Here is a 17,395-nt window from a genome sequence, read left to right on the forward strand (position 1 = left end):
CCTGCAGGAGACATCGATGAACTTCTTGAAGACGCTGGTGGCCCTCACGCTGACGGCGGCGGGCGCCCACACCGCGTGCGCAGAGACCTGGCCCGCCCGACCGATCACGATGGTCGTGCCGACCGCCCCCGGCGGCTCGACCGACATCAGCGCCCGCTTGATCGGCGATCCGCTGGCCAAGGCACTCGGCCAGGCGATCGTGATCGACAACAAGCCGGGGGCCGCCGGCAACCTCGGCACCGAGGCCGTGGCGCGCGCGAAGCCCGACGGCTACACGCTGCTGATGCAGTACTCGGGCTACCACGTCGGCAACCCGGCGCTGTTTCCGCAGATCAAGTGGAGCCCGACGAAAGACTTCGTGCCGGTGGCGCTGGTGATGCGCGCGCCGCACGTGATCGCCGTCGGACCTTCGGTCAAGGCGACGACGCTGAAGGAGCTGATCGAGGCCGGCAGGAAGAACGGCAAGGGCCTGTTCTACGCGTCGTCGGGCAACGGGTCGATCCAGCACATCGCCGGCGAGCTCTTCGCGCAGCAGGCCAAGGTGCCGATGACGCACGTGCCGTACAAGGGGTCGGGCCCGGTCGTCAACGACCTGATCGGCGCGCAGGTCGACCTGTTCGTCACCACGCCGCCGTCGCTGATCGGCCATCTCGCGTCGGGCAAGCTCCGGGCGCTGGCCTACACCGGCAAGCAGCGCCATCCGTCGCTGCCCAACGTGCCGACCTCGGCCGAAGCGGGCATGCCCGGCTACGAGGTCGAATCGTGGTTCGCGGTCTTCGCGCCGGCCGGCACGCCGGCCGCGGTCGTGGCGCGCCTGTCGGCCGAGATCAAGGCCATCGTCGAGAGCGAGGCCTACCGCCGGAAGATGGACGAGCAGGGCGCGTTCGCGGCCTACATGGATTCGGCCACGCTGGCCCGCTTCGTCGACCACGAGCTCGCGGCGTGGGCCAACGTCGTCAAGTCGGCGGGCATCAAGCCGGACTGATCAGCTCGAAGCTCAGCCCGGCGTGCGCCTGCAGCCGCTGCACCAGGCGGTCGCCGAAGAGGCTGGCGGGGGTCCAGAAGCCGCCGGGTTTGGCGGCCTTGTCGACATCGAGGGCCAGGCACGCCGCTGCCTGGCCGAGCATCTTGCCGGTCGAGCCATAACCCGGGTCGCGGTCGCCGGTGACCTGGCTGCGCAGCTGGCGCCCGTCCGCGGTCGTGCCGACGAAGCGCAGATCGAAGCCGCCGTCGCGCTGCGCGTCCGGGCTCGGGCCCTCGCCGGGCTTGGGCAGCACGAAGCGCTCGAGCGCCGCGCGCAGCGGCCCGATCGCGCCCGCGAGCATGGAGCCGGCCAGGCCCGCGACCATCGCCGTGGCCGCCAGCCGGCCCGCCAGCCCGCGGCCCATCAGCGTGGCCTCGTCGTAGCGGAAGTCGGCGCCATAGGCCTGCTCCGACAGCGCGTTCGTGCGGTGCACGATGCGCGTGTTGATCGCGCTCATCACGAACGGGGCGATCCAGGCATCGAAGTCGGGATCGCGCTCCGGTGCCCGAACCTCGTGCTGCCGCACCTTCGCAACCCGCCCGGGCGGGCACAGCGAATACGGGTCGGCCAGCTCCTTGCGCAGCGCCGGGTTTCCGACTGCCTCCTTGATCACGTTCATCATGCTGGCCACGGTGCCACCCGAGAGCCCGCCGCGGATCGACTCGACGCGCATCTTGACCCGCGTGCACGGCGCGCCGAACTGGCGCATCGCCTCACGCTGCAGGAAGTGAACGCCCAGGTCCGACGGGATCGAATCGAAGCCGCAGCAATGCACGATGCGCGCCCCGGACTGGCGCGCCGCCGCCTCGTGGCGCTGCACCATGCGGCGGATCCATTGCACCTCGCCGGTGAGGTCGCAATAGTCGGTGCCGGATTCGGCGCAGGCCTTGACCAGCGGCTCGCCGTGGAGCGCATAGGGGCCGACCGTCGACACCACGACGCGCGCGCCTGCGCAGAGCTTGTGCAGCGCGGCGTCGTCGGCGGCGTCGGCGACGATCAGCGGCAGCCGCTTGGCCTTCGGCCCCAGCGATTCGCGCAGTTCCTCGAGCTTGGGCCTGGAGCGCCCGGCCGCGGCCCATTTCAGCCCGCCGTGCGTGCCGAACTGCTCCAGCAGGTACCGGCAGAGGATCTTGCCGACGAAGCTCGTTGCGCCGAAGACGACGACATCACGGGACGGTGGGCTCATGGGCGGAGCATTCTGCTCCGTCGACCGGACGGTCCGGACCAGGACGCACGCTCGAGGCCTGCTCAGGGGAGCGCGCTTGCCTCCAAGGGCTGCCCTGTCGAGGCGCGAGCGTTCGCCAGCTCGACGCGATTGCGACCCGCGTCCTTTGCGCGGTAGAGCGCGGCATCGGCCCGCGCCAGCACGGCGTCCGCATCGTCGCCGGACTCGACCTGCGCCACGCCGATGCTGACGGTGACCCGCGCGCCATGGCCGAAGGCGAACGCGGCCACGCTGTTGCGCAGCCGCTCGGCCAGCTCGATGCCGGCAGACGAGCGCGTATGGCCGCAGACCAGCAGGAACTCCTCGCCGCCCCACCGTCCGAGCTGGTCGGAGGCCCGCAGATCGGCGGCGAGCAGCCGGCCCAGCTGCACCAGCACGCGGTCGCCGGCGGCGTGGCCGTGGCCGTCGTTGATGCGCTTGAAGTGGTCGACGTCGATGAGCGCCACGGTCACCGGTTCCGCATGCCGGCGGGCCGCGGCCAGCGCCGCATGCAGTCGCTCGCCCATCGCGCGGCGATTGGGCAGTTCGGTCAGCGGATCGGTGGTGGCCAGTGTCTGCATCAGGCGCGCCCGCTCCTCGGCGCGGTGGTAGCCGGCACGGATGGTCGCGATCGCGGCCAGCAGCACGATGTAGGCCACTTGCGCCACGGCCAGCACGGCGGCCAGCGAGCCGAAGTCCGGCCCCCAATGGGCCGCTCCCCGCGACGCCAGCACCAGGCCCAGCGGCACGAACAGCAGCGCAAAGATCACGGCCGACACCGCCAGCGCGACCCGCGGGCGCAGGAACACGAAGGCCGTGCCGTAGCCGAGCGGTAGCCAGTAGACGGTGCTCAGGAATTGGTACTGGTTCAGCGGCGGCGGGAATGCGAACAGCAGCAGCAGCACCGTGGCGACCAGGTAGGAATTGAAGGTCACCACGGCGGCCAGCCGCAGCCGCGGCGTGTGCTGCGGCCAGCGCGCGAGCGCCGCCGCGTAAGCCAGCTGCAGCACGGACATTGCCGGCTGCAGCCACCGGTCCCACGCATTGATGACGCCCTGCGCCCATTCGATGGCGCAAACCAGCGCGATCAGCACCGCGCCGATCACCAGCAGCCAGCGCAGTCCGCGCGCTTCGGCCGACTCGGCGCCATCGTCGGCCGACGGGCGGGGGCGGTTCGGGCGCGACAGGCTGGGCATGCACAACTGCGGAGTCTTCGCCGTTTTCGGCAGGCGGACGCCACACTTGATGCGCTGCTCGGCGCAACCGAGGAAGAAAGCAGCAAGTCCGACAACTGCGCGTTTGCCGATGTCGAATTCGGACCCGCTCGTCCGTCGTCGAGGTGAGCGCCTGAAAACAAGCGCTGACCGCTTGCTTCCGCCTCGTCCGATTCACCCGAAAGGAGATCCCCATGTCCGGCAACACCGTCCGCCTGCACCGCGTCTTCGCCGCAAAGCCGGAGAAGCTCTACCGCGCCTTCACCGACCCCGATGCCTTCGCACGCTGGCTGCCGCCCAACGGCTTCACCGGCAAGGTCCACGCGATGGAGGCCACCGTCGGCGGCCGCTGGCGCATGTCGTTCACCAACTTCACGTCGGGCAACAGCCACGCCTTCGGCGGCCAGTACCTCGAGCTGGTGCCCGGCGAGCGCGTGCGCTACGACTGCCGCTTCGAGGACGCCGGCCTGCCCGGCCTGATGCAGACCACCGTCACGCTGAAGGCCGTGTCCGTCGGTACCGAGGTGCACATCGTGCAGGAAGGCATCCCGGAGATGATTCCGCTCGAAGCCTGCTACCTCGGCTGGCAGGAATCGCTGCGCCACCTGGCGCGGCTGGTCGAGCCGGAGATCCCGGGTTGATCGCAGTCGCCGCCGAACGCGGCAATAGCGCTCCGTTTCGGCACCTCGCCTGATCCGGCGTCCAGCAGCAGCCCTTCGCCCAACGATGCGTTCGCGCCTCAGGCCGTGAACGCCAGGCCTGTCTGCGCGAGCCCAGTGAGGTCGATGTTCACGGCGTTGATCGGGAGGTCCGCCGCCATCGCCGCCAGCGCGCCGATGCTCATGCCGCCGTCGAGCATCGCGACGTAGGGTGCGGCATCCGCCGCGGTCGGGGCCGATCCGACCAGGTTGGTCCACAGCAGCGCCACCACATCGGCGTGGCTGCTCTTGCCCGCGGCCTGCACGGCCAGGGCGGCCAGCGCCTCATAGCTCGTGCCGCTGTCCAGCAGGGCCAGGCCCACGCCAGCGTAGGCCTTGTTGGCGACAGACGCGGCCCCGAACACGGCCCCCAGCAGCCTGGCCGTCTGGCCGGCATGGCCGTCCAGGTCGAGCGCCAGGTGCATGTCGCTGAACTGCAATCGCTCGACGCCGACGAGGCTGTCGGTGCCGGCGGCCGCGGGCTTCTCGACCTGGTATTCGCCGGGCGCCGTCATGCGCAGCGTGTAGGCGATGCGCGCGAGCGGGTAGACGGCGGTGTCGATGCCGGTGCCGCCGCTGATGCTGTCGTTGCCACTGCTGCCCAGCACGTAGTCGTTGCCGGCCAGGACGGCGATCGATTCGGAGTGCGGGCCGCCGGTCATGATGTCCTCGCCCGCTGTGCCGGGGAGCTGTATCAGCGGCTCGGGCAGCGGGGCCGTCTCACCGGCGAAGTTCCTGGGCGAAGGCACCATCGCCGATCCGTCGCGCGAATGGCTGTGCAGCGAATCGGCGGTCAACAGCACGGGATAGTCGATGATGTCCGCGTTCCCGAAGTTGAGGGTGCCGCCGAAGGTGAACAGGAACCCGTCCGGGATGATGAAGTCCGGGGTCACGCCGGCGCGATCGGCGAAGGATTGTGTCGCGAGCAGCACCGTCGTGTTCGCCGTCGCGTTGCTGGGCAGGTTGCTCGGGAAAGTGAAGGTGTTCGTGATGCCGTGACGCGTGCTGCTGATCGTCACGCCGGCCCAGAGCGATTGCCCATCGGCATTGCCGACGCTCAACTCGATGAACTGGGTTGTGCGGTACCCGTCGGAGTACAGCTCGTTGATTCGATAGAGCTGGAAGCTCATGCTGGCCTCACTTCAATCATGCATGCTTGATGGGATGATCGACAATGTTGATTATGTCTAATGATCTGGACCCGCCATGGCACTCGAGGCGGGCTGCTCGGGGAATCACGATGCGTCGTAGACCCCGATCGTCCCGACACCGACCAACCGGATGGGTTCGACCCGGGTGTCGGTGCTGGCGGTGACGTAGGTGCCGTCGTCGTCGCTGCCGCCGGCGATGTTGCCCATGCCCATGGCGAAGTCTTTGAACTCGAACGGTGGCGGTGGCGGCGGCGGCGGCGCTTCGCGTGTCAGCGGCAATGCCTGCCACGGGGCGTCCGGTTCGCCCGCCGGCCGCGCTTTGCCGAGGCCTTCGAGGTAGGCGCTGAGTCGGATCGTCGTGTCCGCGAAGCGCAGCAGCTCGATCCCCGCCAGGTTGTCGGTCCCGTCGCGCCCGGCGACGCGGTCGGTCACGACGTACTTCCAGGTCACCGGGTCATAGGCGATGGTGTAGTCGGCCAGGGTGCCCCGCAGGATGGCCGTGTCCTGCCCCTTGCCGCCGTACAGCGTGTCGTCGCCGCCGTTGCCTTGCAGCAGGTCGTCGCCGCCGTCGTTGCCCCAGGTCTCGTAGCCGACGTCGCTGCCCTGCCACACGCCGTTGCTGTCCGGCTGCTGGGGCGCCGGCATCGCCGCCGCGTCGGCCAGCGAGACGCGGGTGTCGTTGAACTGCAGGAATTCCACGCCGCGCATCGTGTCGGTGTCCTTGTGGGGCTCGCCGAGGTTGACGACCGTGTAGGTGTCGATGGCGGCGTCGTAGGTGACCCGGAAGCCTCTGAACGAGCCGCGCATCAGCGCGGTGTCGATGCCATCGCCGCCGTCGATCGCGTCGTTGCCCTTGCCGCCGTACAGGCGATCGTTGCCGGCCGTGCCGACGAGATGGTCGTCGGCGAGGTAGTCGGGGCCCTGGATGATGGTGTCGGCCGGTGCCGTCTCGTCGGGAAAAGTGGTTGTCATCAAGTTCCTCTCTGGATGGGCCGCGTCATTTGGCGGCTGGGACGAATTGTGGGAAGCCGCCGCCCAGCGCGAGGTGACAGCCATCACACCGACCGGTTGGACATGTGACAGTCGATGACAGGCCGTGGCAGGCCTCCACGTCATAACGCCGATAAACAGCGTGTCAGATCGGTGCGGTGCTCGAGCTCCGCAGGCGACGGAACCTGGCAAGCTCGGGGTCGCAGTCACGACCGACGCCCACATGCCCCGCAATCCGTTCTACGATCCCACCCAGCCGCACCACCGCCCCGATGGCTTCCGCAACCCCGGCAGCGACGAGGTCGTCAAGTCGCTGGCCCAGGTGCTGCGATGGCGCCTGGATGCCCGGCGCGATGGCCTGCCGCGGCCGCCGAGCGATCCCATCCCGACCGCCCGGCCCGATCTGACGCGGCTGCAGGCCTACGCCGCCGCGCATGCCGCGGACCCGGCCGACCATGGGCCCAGCATCACCTGGGTCGGCCATGCGACGGTGCTCGCGCAGCTGGGCGGCTTGAGCGTGCTCACGGACCCGATCTTCTCGGAGCGCGCCTCGCCGCTGCCCGGCTTCGGGCCTAAGCGGCACCAGGCACCCGGGCTGGCACCGCACGAGCTGCCGCACGTCGACCTGGTGCTGATCTCCCACAACCACTACGACCACCTCGACGACGCCTCGGTCCGGGCGCTGGCGTCGCAGGCGGGCGGAGCGCCGCTGTTCGTCGTGCCGCTGGGCTTGAAGGCCTGGCTCGCAGCACGTGGCATCACGCGCGTGGCCGAGCTCGACTGGTGGCAGTCGGTGGACGTTGGAGGCGGAACGGAGGTCGTGCTGCTGCCGGCGCAGCACTGGTCGGCACGCGGGCTCAACGATCGCATGCTCACGCTGTGGGGCGGTTATGCCGTGCTGGCCGGCGACTGCCACCTCTTCTATCCCGGCGACACCGGCTACTCGCGCGACTTCGCCCGCGTGCGCGAGCATTTCGCGCCGCGCCAGCAGCAGGCCGCCGGTGGTGGATTCGACATGGCCTTGATACCGATCGGCGCCTACGCGCCGCGCTGGTTCATGTCGGCGCAGCACGTGGATGTCGACGAGGCGCTGAAGATCTGCGCCGACGTGGGCGCCAAGCGCATGGTCGGCGTGCACTGGGGAACCTTCGCGCTCAGCGACGAGGCGCTCGACGAGCCGCCCCGCGTGCTGCGCGCGTTGCGCGAAGAACGCGGACTCTCCGAGGATCAATGCTGGCTGATGGCGATCGGCGAGACGCGGCTGCTGCCGTCACGACGAGCCGAGCCGCGCTGACCGGGCACCACGTCGCGATTCAGTCGACGCGGTCGTTGGCACCCAACTGCAGGCACTGCGGATGCCGCTTCCAGGCGGCACTGGCGCATTGCTGCTGCATGCAGCGGTAGAGGGAGAACTGCGTGCGTTCGCCGCAGGCCTGCCGCGGGTTGTCCGGGGCGGCGCGCGGCAACGGCCGGGCCGGCACGGGGTCGGCCGCCGTGTCGGCGGCCTGCGATGGCTGGGTCGGGCCGGCAGGCGATTCGGGGGCCGCCGCAGACGATGCGCCCGCATCGGCCGGCATCGCGCTCTCGGCCACCTCGACCGGTGCATCGGTCCGTGCCGCTGGCTGCACTGCCGTGGCAGGGGGAGCAGGGATCGCGGCCGACATCGCCACGACCGAGGCCTCTGGCGTGGCACCGCTCGATGGGGCAGGCTGCGCTGCGCCCCTCCCCTCGCCGCGCCGATCGAGCAGCCAGCGCGTTTGCGTCGCACCGTAGCCGATGGCCGCCAGCAGCAGCGCGCCGACCAGCCACCACCGGCCCGCGGAGGGTCGGCGGGGCCAGACGGTGGGCGCAAGCGCCGGCCGGATGTCGGCCTGAAACGGCCGGTCCGCAGGCGCGTCGGGCGGCAGCTCCGATGGGGGCAATGGCGCCGCTTCGCGCTCGGGGACGACTTCGATCACCCGACGGATGAGATCGACCGTGGCGGCATCCGGCGTCTGCTCCTTTCCCTCGGACGGCGCGACCGCGGAGGCCGCGGGGGCGGGCGCAGCGGCGCTGGCCACGGGCCCCGGAGACAGCAGGATCTCATCGATCGCCGGGTGCGGCTCGAGCGCTTGCGGTGCGGTCGCGGCGGGCGGCACGACGGGCACGCTGGCGGCATCCGCGGGTCGCGGTCCGTGGTCGAGCCAAGCCCTGAATTCGGCCGCCGTCCGGGGCCGCAGCCCGATGTGGGGTGACGCCGCCGCATCGAGCGCATTCAACAGGTTCTCGGCGTAGCGAACATCAGGCGCATCGAAGTACAGCTGTTGAACCGTCTGCGCCAGCGGTTCGACCACCGATGCGCCGGGCGCCGGCGGCAGCATGCCGGTGATGCAGAACCGGGCGACCTGGGCCAGCGCAAAGAAGTCGGACCACGGGCCGGTTGGCGCGTCGGCCGAAGGTTCCCGCATCTCCGGCGCCATGAAGCCGTCGGCCAGCGCGGCGGCGGGCGAATCGGCGGGCTCGTCTGCCACCCCCTGCCGAACCGCGCGCGGACCCAGCAGCAGCGCCCGATCGTCATCGAGCAGCAGGATGCGGGCCGGGTTCACGCCGCCGTGTGCTCCCGCGACGCGATGCCATGATTCCAGCGCGCCCAGCAGCTCCAGCAGCAGCCGGCGCAGGGCCGACTCGTCCGGCGGGGCCGCCATCTCGCGACGCAGATCGTGCAACGGCCAGCCGCCGTACCACGGCATCACGCGGTACACCGTGCCGTGCGCGCGCACCAGGTGGCGCACACGCAGCAGCGAGGCATGGTCGCAACGCGCCAGCTGCCGCGCCTCATCGTGGAAAGCCTCGCGGCCGCCTTCGAAGGCGACCCCGGCGCCCACATCCAGCGCTTCCACGCCCAGCGTGGCGTTGCGCCGGATCAGGCGCCGCGGCAGGTACTCCTTGATCGCCACCGGGATGCCGAGCTCCAGATCCCACGCGCGGTACACCACATCGTTCTCGCCGGTCGCGACGACGCCGCGCAGTTCGAAGTGGCCCAGGCGATGGCCCGGCGGGGCTGCGCCATCGGCGGCTGGAGGCAGGGGATCGGGAGCGTTCATCGGGCGGCTGCGAGCGAAGCGACGCAGCACGCTAGCGCGCACGCAGTCGTGCCTGTTAGCCGATGTAGTGGGCGGACCCGCCCGGACTTACCTTCGCTTGCGATAAAGGTCAGCCTCGCCCGAAGGCCTTACGATGACTTCGACAAGAACGGCAGGGACAAGACCTTGAACCCGAACGACCACGACGACAGCCGATCAGTCGCCCTGTATTGGGACTTCGAGAACCTGCACGCCGGCCTCATGGAGGCCAAGTACGGCGAAGGTGTCTACGCCAAGCAGGACAACCGCTTCAAGGTCCAGGAACCGCTCGTCGACGTGCAGGCCCTCGTCGAGCTGGGTGCGTCGTTCGGTCCCGTCGCCATCAACCGCGCCTACTGCAACTGGCAGTACTTCGGCCGCTACCGCGACGCCCTGCTGCAAAGCGCCGTCGAACTGATCCAGCTCTTCCCTCCCGGCGCATCCGCGAAGAACGGCGCCGACATCAAGCTCTGCCTCGATGCCACCGAGGACATCAGCCGCTTCGCCCACATCGGCACCGTCATCATCATCGGCGGGGACAGCGACTTCATGCCCGTCGCCCAGAAGATCAAGGCCGCGGGCCGCACGCTGATCGGCATCGGCAACCGCAAGAACACCAACAAACACTGGGCCAAGAGCTGCCACGAGTTCAGGTACTACGACACCCTGATCGAGGCACCCCGCCCCGAAGAGGCGGCCATGCCCAGCGAAGCGAAGGACGCGCCTCCCCCGCCGCCTGCCGACCCCGCGGCCGAGTTGCTCAAGCGCGCCGTGCGCCTGCTCGCCGAGACCCAGGGCGAGGCCTGGGTCAACAAGGGATCGGTCTGGCACATGGTCAAGCGCCTCGATGCCACCTTCGACCCCAAGGACCATGGCCACGCCAACTTCGCCGAGATGGTCAAGGCCATGGACACCGTCGTCGAAATCAAGAAGGGCGAGACCGACCACCTGCTGCGCGCTCGCTGAGGGCTCGACGCCTTTCGCGGCCTGCCCTGAGCCAGGCCATCAGGCGGGCTGCATCCGGCTCACGCCGCGCCCGCCGCGCCGCCAGCGCAGGAACAACCAGCCGACGATCGACAGGTTGATCAGATTCCACGCGATGCCGTGCACGAAGGCCATCGTGTACGAACCGGTCGCGTCGAAGATCACGCCGGACAGCCAGCCGCCGAGTGCCATGCCGATCAGCGTGCCCAGCACGATCTTGCCGGTGCGTGCGCCGGCCTCGCGCACCGCGAAGTGCTCGCGCACGATGATCGCGTAGGACGGCACGATGCCGCCCTGGAACAGCCCGAACAGCGCCGAGACGACGTACAACGATCCGAGGCCGTCGAAGGGCAGGAACAGCAGCAGCGCGATGCACTGCAGTGCCGACCCGAGCAGCAGGGTGCGCACGCCGCCGATGCGGTCGGCGACCCAGCCCGACGCCAGCCGGCTGACGATGCCGAAGCCGAGCATCAACGACAGCATCTGCGCGCCGCGCGCCGGGCCGTAGCCCAGGCCGGTGCAGTACGCGACGATGTGGACCTGCGGCATCGCCATGGCGACGCAGCAGCCGATGCCGGCGATGAACAGCAGCGCCTGCGCATGGCCGGGCTGCAGGCCGAACGGTCGATCCGGCCGCTGCTCGCCCGCGGCCGCCGCGGCGGGTGGCGGCTGGATCGCCGGCGGCCGCTGCCGCAGCAGCAGGCTCAGCAGGGCCATCGCAACACCGGTGGCGATGCCGAAGACGACGTAGGTCGGCCGCCAGCCGAACGTCTCGATGCCGCTCTGGACCAAGGGCGGCCAGATCGCGCCGGCCAGGTAGTTGCCGCTGGCGCAGACGGCGACGGCGATGCCGCGACGCTTGTGCCACCACAGCCCGGTGTCCGCGATCAGCGGCACGAAGGCGCAGGCAATGCCGAGGAAGCCCAGCAGCAGCGCATGCGCGAGCGTGAACAGCACGATGTGCGTCGAGATACTCGCCAGCAGGAAGCCGGCGATCACCGCGGCTGCGCCGATCTGCACGACGCGGGCGACGCCGTGCCGGTCCGCCCAGCGGCCGCAGACCACGCCGCCGAGGCCGAAGCCGATCATCGTCGCGGTGTACGGCAGCGACGCGTCCGAGCGCGAGACCTGGAACTCGCCCTGCACGACGGTGAGCACGACGGGCAGCACGTACATCGCCGCGTTGCCGAGCGTCGCGACCGCCAGCGTCGCGAGCAGCCGCACGGCCGCCACGCGGGAATCGATCAGGCTCGGGTCGGCCGGCAGCGCATGCGGGTTCACCGGCGGCAGTCTAGGGCTTGGCGCATGCCACCATCGGCGCCCCGACGGCAGCCGCCCGTCGACCCCCTCTGCGCGATGAACGATCTCTTCATGTCCCTCGGCATCGAGGGCTGGAAACCGGCCGTGTCGATGCTTGTTCTGCCGCCGCTGCCGCTGCTGCTGCTGCTCCTGCTGGGCGTCGTGCTGATGCCGCGACGCCGGCGCTGGGGCACGGCATTCATCGGGGCCGGCACGCTCGGCCTCTGGGCGCTGTCGACCCCGGTGGTCGGCGCGGCGCTCAAGCAGGCGCTGCTGCAGCCGCCGCCGGTGCTGCACGAAGCAGACCTGCGTCGGTTGTCGCAGGCGCGCGGCGCAGCGATCGTCGTGCTGGGCGCCGGGCGTCGGCTGCGTTCGCTCGACTACGGCGCGCCCGACGTCTCGATGCTCACGCTCGAACGCCTGCGCTACGGGCTCTGGCTGTCACACCGAACCGGCCTGCCGGTGGCCTACAGCGGCGGCATCGCCCATGCCAGCCCAGCCGGCGAATCGGAAGCCGAGATCGCCGTGCGGGTGGCCGAGCGCGACTTCGGACAGCGCCTGCGCTGGACCGAGGCGCAGTCGCGCGACACGAACGAGAACGCGCGGCGCACCGTGCCGCTGCTGGCCGCCGCCGGCATCCACCACGTCGTGCTGGTGACGCACGATTTCCATCAGCAGCGCGCGCTGGCCGCCTTCGCCCGTGCGGCGGCCCGTGAACGCGTGGCGCTGACCCTGACCGCGGCGCCGCTGGGCGTGACGCGGCCCGGCGACGGCGAGCTCGGCGACTACCTGCCGTCCGGGGAAGGGCTGCGCATGACGACCATCGTGCTGCACGAGTGGCTCGGCCGGTTGGCCGGGGCGTGACGTGCCGGCCGGCGTGGGGACACAGATACCGATCTGTGGGCGAGCTCGCTGGCGGCGCACCGGGTGTCCGCCAGCACGGGCGGCACCGCGCGCACAAGTCGGTCAGCATCCCGCCGGCTTGAGCTTGCGCGGCACGCGCACGACACGCGCTGCGCTGCATGTCAGCGCGCTGCTGCGCTGCCTGTTGCCGCACGGCCGGCACGAGGTGCTTGACGGCCTGCCGCACATGGCGCCGCTGACGCACCCGGCGCCCGTCAACGACAGACTGCTGCGCTTCCTGCATTTCGACGTGCCGTGCCGCGCGCTGCGCGCCGCGCCTGCACGGCAGGTCGAACCCGCCGAGACCTCCGCCTGATCGGTCGGCGAAGGCACTGTGCAGCGACTCGGGGTTTGTTCGTAGAAGCCGGCCCGGCCGGCCGGACGGGACATCGTCCCGAAATCCGGATCTGCGGACGACCCAGCCTGCCGGGCTCACGGCAGGCCCTTTGAAATCAACGACTTAGGGCCCATCCCGTTCCTGATGTCACATGGCACGGGTGTTGCGAAACATCCCCGCCAGCCGCATCGCCAGATGCGCGACAAGACGACCACAGGAGACATGCATGGGCGACCTCGACCCCACCGAAACGGGCGAATGGATCGACGCACTGAGCGCCGTTCATCAGCACCGCGGCGGTGAACGCAGCAACTACCTCATCAACCGCCTGGTCGACCAGGGCCGGCGCGATGGCGTGTACGTGCCGCGCTCGCTGACCACCGCCTACTGCAACACCATCCCGCCGGAGCGCGAGGACAAGAGCAGCGGCGACCGCGCGATCGAACATCGCCTGCGCTCGATCATTCGCTGGAACGCGATGGCGATCATCCTGCGCGCCAACAAGGACTCGTCGGAGCTCGGTGGCCACATCGCCAGCTTCCAATCGGCGGCCACGCTCTACGACATCGGCTTCGGCCACTTCTGGCACGCGCCCACCGACACGCACGGCGGCGACCTGCTGTTCATCCAGGGCCACAGCGCGCCGGGCATCTATGCGCGTGCCTTCCTCGAAGGCCGGCTCAGCGAAGCGCAGCTGCTGAACTACCGCCAGGAGACCGACGGCCAGGGCATCTCGTCGTACCCGCACCCCTGGCTGATGCCGGACTTCTGGCAGTTCCCGACCGTCTCGATGGGGCTCGGTCCGCTGATGGCGATCTACCAGGCGCGCTTCCTGAAGTACCTGCACGGCCGCGGCCTGGCCGACACGGCCAAGCGCAAGGTCTGGGCCTTCATGGGCGACGGCGAGATGGACGAGCCCGAATCGCTGGGCGCCATCTCGCTGGCCGGCCGCGAGAGCCTGGACAACCTGGTCTTCGTCATCAACTGCAACCTGCAGCGCCTGGATGGCCCCGTGCGCGGCAACGGCAAGATCGTGCAGGAGCTCGAGAGCGTGTTCCGCGGTGCCGGCTGGAACGTCATCAAGGTCTTGTGGGGCAGCGGCTGGGACGAGCTGCTGGCGCGCGACAAGAGCGGCAAGCTGCTGCAGCGCATGGAAGAGTGCGTCGACGGCGAGTACCAGGATTTCAAGAGCAAGAGCGGCGCCTACGTGCGCGAGCACTTCTTCGGCAAGTACGACGAGACCCGCGCCCTGGTCGCCGACATGAGCGACGACCAGATCTGGGGCCTGACGCGCGGCGGGCACGACCCGGTGAAGGTGTTCGCGGCCTATGCCGCCGCGGTGAAGCACACCGGGCAGCCGACGCTGATCCTGCCGAAGACGGTCAAGGGTTACGGCATGGGCGAATCGGGCGAAGGCCAGATGATTGCCCACCAGGCCAAGAAGATGACGCAGGACGCGCTGCGCGGCTTCCGCGACCGCTTCCAGATCCCCGTGTCCGACGACGAGCTGGCCAGCGTGCCCTTCGTCAAGCCGGCCGAAGACAGCCCGGAGATGAAGTACTTGCGCGAGCGGCGCGCGTCTTTGGGGGGTTATCTGCCGCAGCGCCGGCGCAAATCCGCATCGCTGGAGATTCCGCCGCTGGCCAGCTTCCAGCGCCTGCTGGACAGCAGCGGCGAGCGTGAGATCTCCACCACCATGGCCTTCGTGCAGATGCTCGGCACGCTGGTCCGGGACAAGGCCATCGGCAAGCACGTGGTGCCGATCGTGCCGGACGAGTCGCGCACCTTCGGCATGGAAGGCATGTTCCGGCAGCTCGGCATCTGGTCGTCGCTGGGGCAGCTGTACAAGCCGCAGGACGCCGACCAGCTGATGTACTACCGCGAGTCCAAGGACGGGCAGGTGCTGCAGGAGGGCATCAACGAAGGCGGCGCGATGTCGAGCTGGATCGTCGCGGCGACCTCGTACAGCACGAACAACGTGCCGATGATCCCGTTCTACATCTACTACTCGATGTTCGGGCTGCAGCGCGTGGGCGACCTGGCCTGGCTGGCCGGCGACATCCGCGCCCGCGGCTTCCTGCTCGGCGGCACCGCCGGCCGCACGACGCTGAACGGTGAAGGCCTGCAGCACGAGGACGGCCACAGCCACATCCTCGCCGGCACGATTCCGAACTGCATCAGCTACGACCCGACCTTCGCCTACGAGGTGGTCACCATCATTCGCGATGGCATGCGGCGCATGTACGCCGAGCAGGAGGACGTGTACTACTACGTCACGCTGATGAACGAGAACTACCCGCACCCCGGCATGCCCGAGGGCAGCGAGGCGGGGATCCTGAAAGGGCTTTACCAGCTCAGCGACGGCGGCAAGACGCCGAAGAAGGGTCACCGCGTTCAGCTGATGGGCAGCGGCACCATCCTGCGCGAGGTGATGGCCGCGGCCGAACTGCTGAAGGCCGACTTCGGCATCGCGGCCGACGTGTGGAGCGCCACCAGCTACAACGAATTGCGCCGCGACGGCATGGCCGCCGAGCGCTGGAACCGGCTGCATCCGACCGAGCCGCCGCGCCCGAGTCACGTGCAGGCGTGCCTGGAAGGCCACGACGGCCCGGTGATCGCCGCCACCGACTACATGCGCAACTACGCCGACCAGGTGCGCGAGTACGTGCAGGCGGCCGGCCGCCGCTACACCGTGCTGGGCACGGACGGTTTCGGCCGCAGCGACTACCGGCGCAAGCTCCGCCGCTTCTTCGAGGTCGACCGCTGGCACGTGGCCGTGGCGGCGCTGAAGGCGCTGGCCGACGACGGCGTGATCAAGCCGGCCGTCGTGGCCGAGGCGATCACGCGTTATGGGCTCGACACCGAGCGCGCAGCCCCCTGGACGGTGTGAGGCACCCATGAGCAACATCGACATTCAAGTGCCCGACATCGGCGACTTCAGCGACGTGCCGGTGATCGAGATCTTCGTCAAGGTCGGCGACGTCGTGAAGGCCGAGGACCCGCTGGTCTCGCTGGAGTCCGACAAGGCGACGATGGACGTGCCGGCGCCGCGCGGCGGCACCGTGCGTTCCATCGCGGTGAAGGTCGGCGACAAGGTCAGCCAGGGCACGGTGATCATGGCCTTCGACAACGGCGTGGCGGCAGGCCCGGCAGCGCCTGCCGCGGCCGCCAAGCCCAGCGTCAGCGCCCCGCCCTCGCCCGTCAACGCGCCGACCGGCCTGGCCGAGGTGCGCGTGCCCGACATCGGCGACTTCAAGGACGTGCCGGTGATCGAGATCTTCGTCAAGGTCGGCGATGCGGTGAAGGCCGAGGACCCGCTGGTCTCGCTGGAGTCCGACAAAGCGACGATGGACGTGCCGGCGCCGCTGTCGGGTGTCGTCAAGGCGATTCAGATCCAGGTCGGCGACAAGGTCAGCGAAGGCTCGGTGATCCTGACGCTGGCCACCGGTGATGCCACGGCGGCCACGGCGGCTGCGCCTGCCGCGGCCCCCACCGCCGCGGCTGCGCCTGCCGCTGCCGCAACGATTGGCCATGTGGGCAGCGGCGTCGACGAGGCTGCGTTCGCACTGGCCTACGCCGGCCCCGCAGTGCGCAAGCTGGCGCGTGAAATGAGCGTCAATCTCGGGCAGATCAAGGGCAGCGGTGCGCACGGCCGCATCGTGCGTGAAGACGTGCTGGCGTTCGCCAAGGGCGGCGCTTCAGCGCCCGCCCCGGCGGCAGCCAAGCCGGCTTCCGCCCCGGCCGGCGGCGCCGGACTCGACCTGCTGCCGTGGCCGAAGGTCGACTTCGCCAAGTTCGGCCCGGTCGAGCGCAAGGAGCTGTCGCGCATCAAGAAGATCTCGGCCGCCAACCTGCACCGCAACTGGGTGGTGATTCCGCATGTCACGACGCACGACGAGGCCGACATCACCGACCTCGAGGCCTTCCGCGTGCAGATGAACAAGGAGCTGGAGAAGTCGGGCGTCAAGATCAGCATGCTGCCCTTCATGATGAAGGCGGCGGTGGCGGCGCTGAAGAAGTTCCCCGAGTTCAACGCCAGCCTGGATGGTGACGCGCTGGTGCTGAAGAACTACTGGCACATCGGCTTCGCCGCCGACACGCCCAACGGCCTGATGGTGCCGGTGATCCGCGATGTCGACAAGAAAACCGTGCCCGACATCGCCAAGGAGATGGGCGAGCTGGCCAAGCTGGCGCGCGACGGCAAGCTGAAGCCCGACCAGATGCAGGGCGGCACGTTCACGATCTCGTCGCTGGGCGGCATCGGCGGCATCTACTTCACGCCGATCATCAATGCGCCCGAGGTCTCGATCATGGGCGTGTGCAAGAGCTACTGGAAGCAGGTGTCCAGCGACGGCAAGCAGTACCAGTCGCGCCTGATCCTGCCGCTGTCGCTGTCCTGGGACCACCGGGTGATCGACGGTGCCGCGGCCGCTCGCTTCAACGTCCATTTCGCCAGCGTGCTCGCCGATCTGCGGCGCGTGCTGTTCTGA

General features: G+C 69.7%; 14 protein-coding genes. 8 read left to right on the forward strand and 6 right to left on the reverse strand.

Annotated elements, in window-relative coordinates; all coding sequences use genetic code 11:
• Window positions 1-16: 16 nt before the first annotated feature.
• On the forward strand, window positions 17-985 hold the full coding sequence (locus HLB44_RS02530) for a Bug family tripartite tricarboxylate transporter substrate binding protein (RefSeq protein ID WP_173120274.1): 969 nt from the start codon (window positions 17-19) through the stop codon (window positions 983-985).
• Here the strand turns inward: HLB44_RS02530 and HLB44_RS02535 are convergent.
• Both HLB44_RS02535 and HLB44_RS02540 read right to left on the reverse strand, forming a co-directional pair.
• A complete protein-coding gene (locus HLB44_RS02535) occupies window positions 972-2,210 on the reverse strand; it encodes a saccharopine dehydrogenase family protein (RefSeq protein WP_173120276.1) in 1,239 nt (412 codons plus the stop codon). The genes HLB44_RS02530 and HLB44_RS02535 overlap by 14 nt on opposite strands.
• 62 nt (window positions 2,211-2,272) lie before the next feature.
• Window positions 2,273-3,424, reverse strand: a complete 1,152-nt coding sequence (locus tag HLB44_RS02540; RefSeq protein ID WP_173120278.1) for a GGDEF domain-containing protein — start codon at window positions 3,422-3,424, stop codon at window positions 2,273-2,275.
• 212 nt (window positions 3,425-3,636) lie between these two features.
• On the opposite strand from HLB44_RS02540, the gene HLB44_RS02545 reads away from it, so the two are divergent.
• The gene (locus HLB44_RS02545; protein WP_173120280.1) at window positions 3,637-4,083 is read left to right on the forward strand and encodes an SRPBCC family protein; all 447 of its coding nucleotides are present in this window, start codon (window positions 3,637-3,639) and stop codon (window positions 4,081-4,083) included.
• Window positions 4,084-4,181: 98 nt separating this feature from the next.
• Here the strand turns inward: HLB44_RS02545 and HLB44_RS02550 are convergent, their stop codons facing one another.
• Together HLB44_RS02550 and HLB44_RS02555 are read right to left on the reverse strand one after the other, a co-directional pair.
• The gene (locus HLB44_RS02550) at window positions 4,182-5,270 is read right to left on the reverse strand and encodes a calcium-binding protein (protein ID WP_173120282.1); all 1,089 of its coding nucleotides are present in this window, start codon (window positions 5,268-5,270) and stop codon (window positions 4,182-4,184) included.
• A 105-nt stretch (window positions 5,271-5,375) separates the two neighbouring features.
• Complete coding sequence (locus HLB44_RS02555) at window positions 5,376-6,263, reverse strand: hypothetical protein (protein ID WP_173120284.1); 888 nt, start codon at window positions 6,261-6,263, stop codon at window positions 5,376-5,378.
• Between the two features lie 241 nt (window positions 6,264-6,504).
• Between HLB44_RS02555 and HLB44_RS02560 the strand changes: the two genes are divergently transcribed.
• Window positions 6,505-7,575 carry an MBL fold metallo-hydrolase gene (locus tag HLB44_RS02560; RefSeq protein ID WP_173120286.1) on the forward strand — a complete coding sequence of 357 codons (1,071 nt, stop codon included), beginning with the start codon at window positions 6,505-6,507 and terminating at the stop codon, window positions 7,573-7,575.
• A 19-nt stretch (window positions 7,576-7,594) separates the two neighbouring features.
• Here the strand turns inward: HLB44_RS02560 and HLB44_RS02565 are convergent, their stop codons facing one another.
• A complete protein-coding gene (locus HLB44_RS02565; protein WP_173120288.1) occupies window positions 7,595-9,394 on the reverse strand; it encodes a serine/threonine-protein kinase in 1,800 nt (599 codons plus the stop codon).
• Window positions 9,395-9,412: 18 nt separating this feature from the next.
• Here HLB44_RS02565 and HLB44_RS02570 point away from each other — a divergent pair, with 18 nt between their 5' ends.
• Window positions 9,413-10,348 (forward strand): NYN domain-containing protein, encoded by a 936-nt coding sequence (locus tag HLB44_RS02570; protein ID WP_343051207.1) that lies wholly within the window; start codon window positions 9,413-9,415, stop codon window positions 10,346-10,348.
• Between the two features lie 39 nt (window positions 10,349-10,387).
• Here HLB44_RS02570 and HLB44_RS02575 read toward each other — a convergent pair whose 3' ends face one another.
• Complete coding sequence (locus tag HLB44_RS02575; protein ID WP_173120290.1) at window positions 10,388-11,647, reverse strand: MFS transporter; 1,260 nt, start codon at window positions 11,645-11,647, stop codon at window positions 10,388-10,390.
• 90 nt (window positions 11,648-11,737) lie between these two features.
• Here HLB44_RS02575 and HLB44_RS02580 point away from each other — a divergent pair, with 90 nt between their 5' ends.
• The 4 genes from HLB44_RS02580 to aceF all read left to right on the forward strand — a co-directional run bounded on the left by HLB44_RS02580 (window position 11,738) and on the right by aceF (window position 17,395).
• Window positions 11,738-12,529, forward strand: a complete 792-nt coding sequence (locus HLB44_RS02580) for a YdcF family protein (RefSeq protein ID WP_246312011.1) — start codon at window positions 11,738-11,740, stop codon at window positions 12,527-12,529.
• A gap of 118 nt (window positions 12,530-12,647) precedes the next feature.
• Window positions 12,648-12,884, forward strand: coding sequence for a hypothetical protein (locus HLB44_RS02585; protein WP_173120294.1), 237 nt, complete (start codon window positions 12,648-12,650; stop codon window positions 12,882-12,884).
• A gap of 247 nt (window positions 12,885-13,131) precedes the next feature.
• On the forward strand, window positions 13,132-15,795 hold the full coding sequence (aceE, locus tag HLB44_RS02590; protein WP_173120296.1) for a pyruvate dehydrogenase (acetyl-transferring), homodimeric type: 2,664 nt from the start codon (window positions 13,132-13,134) through the stop codon (window positions 15,793-15,795).
• A gap of 7 nt (window positions 15,796-15,802) precedes the next feature.
• Entirely contained in the window at window positions 15,803-17,395 is a 1,593-nt protein-coding gene (gene aceF / locus HLB44_RS02595; RefSeq protein WP_173120298.1) for a dihydrolipoyllysine-residue acetyltransferase, read from the forward strand.

This window comes from Pseudaquabacterium terrae (assembly GCF_013266755.1).
In the GTDB taxonomy this organism is placed as follows: Bacteria; Pseudomonadota; Gammaproteobacteria; order Burkholderiales; family Burkholderiaceae_C; genus Pseudaquabacterium; species Pseudaquabacterium terrae.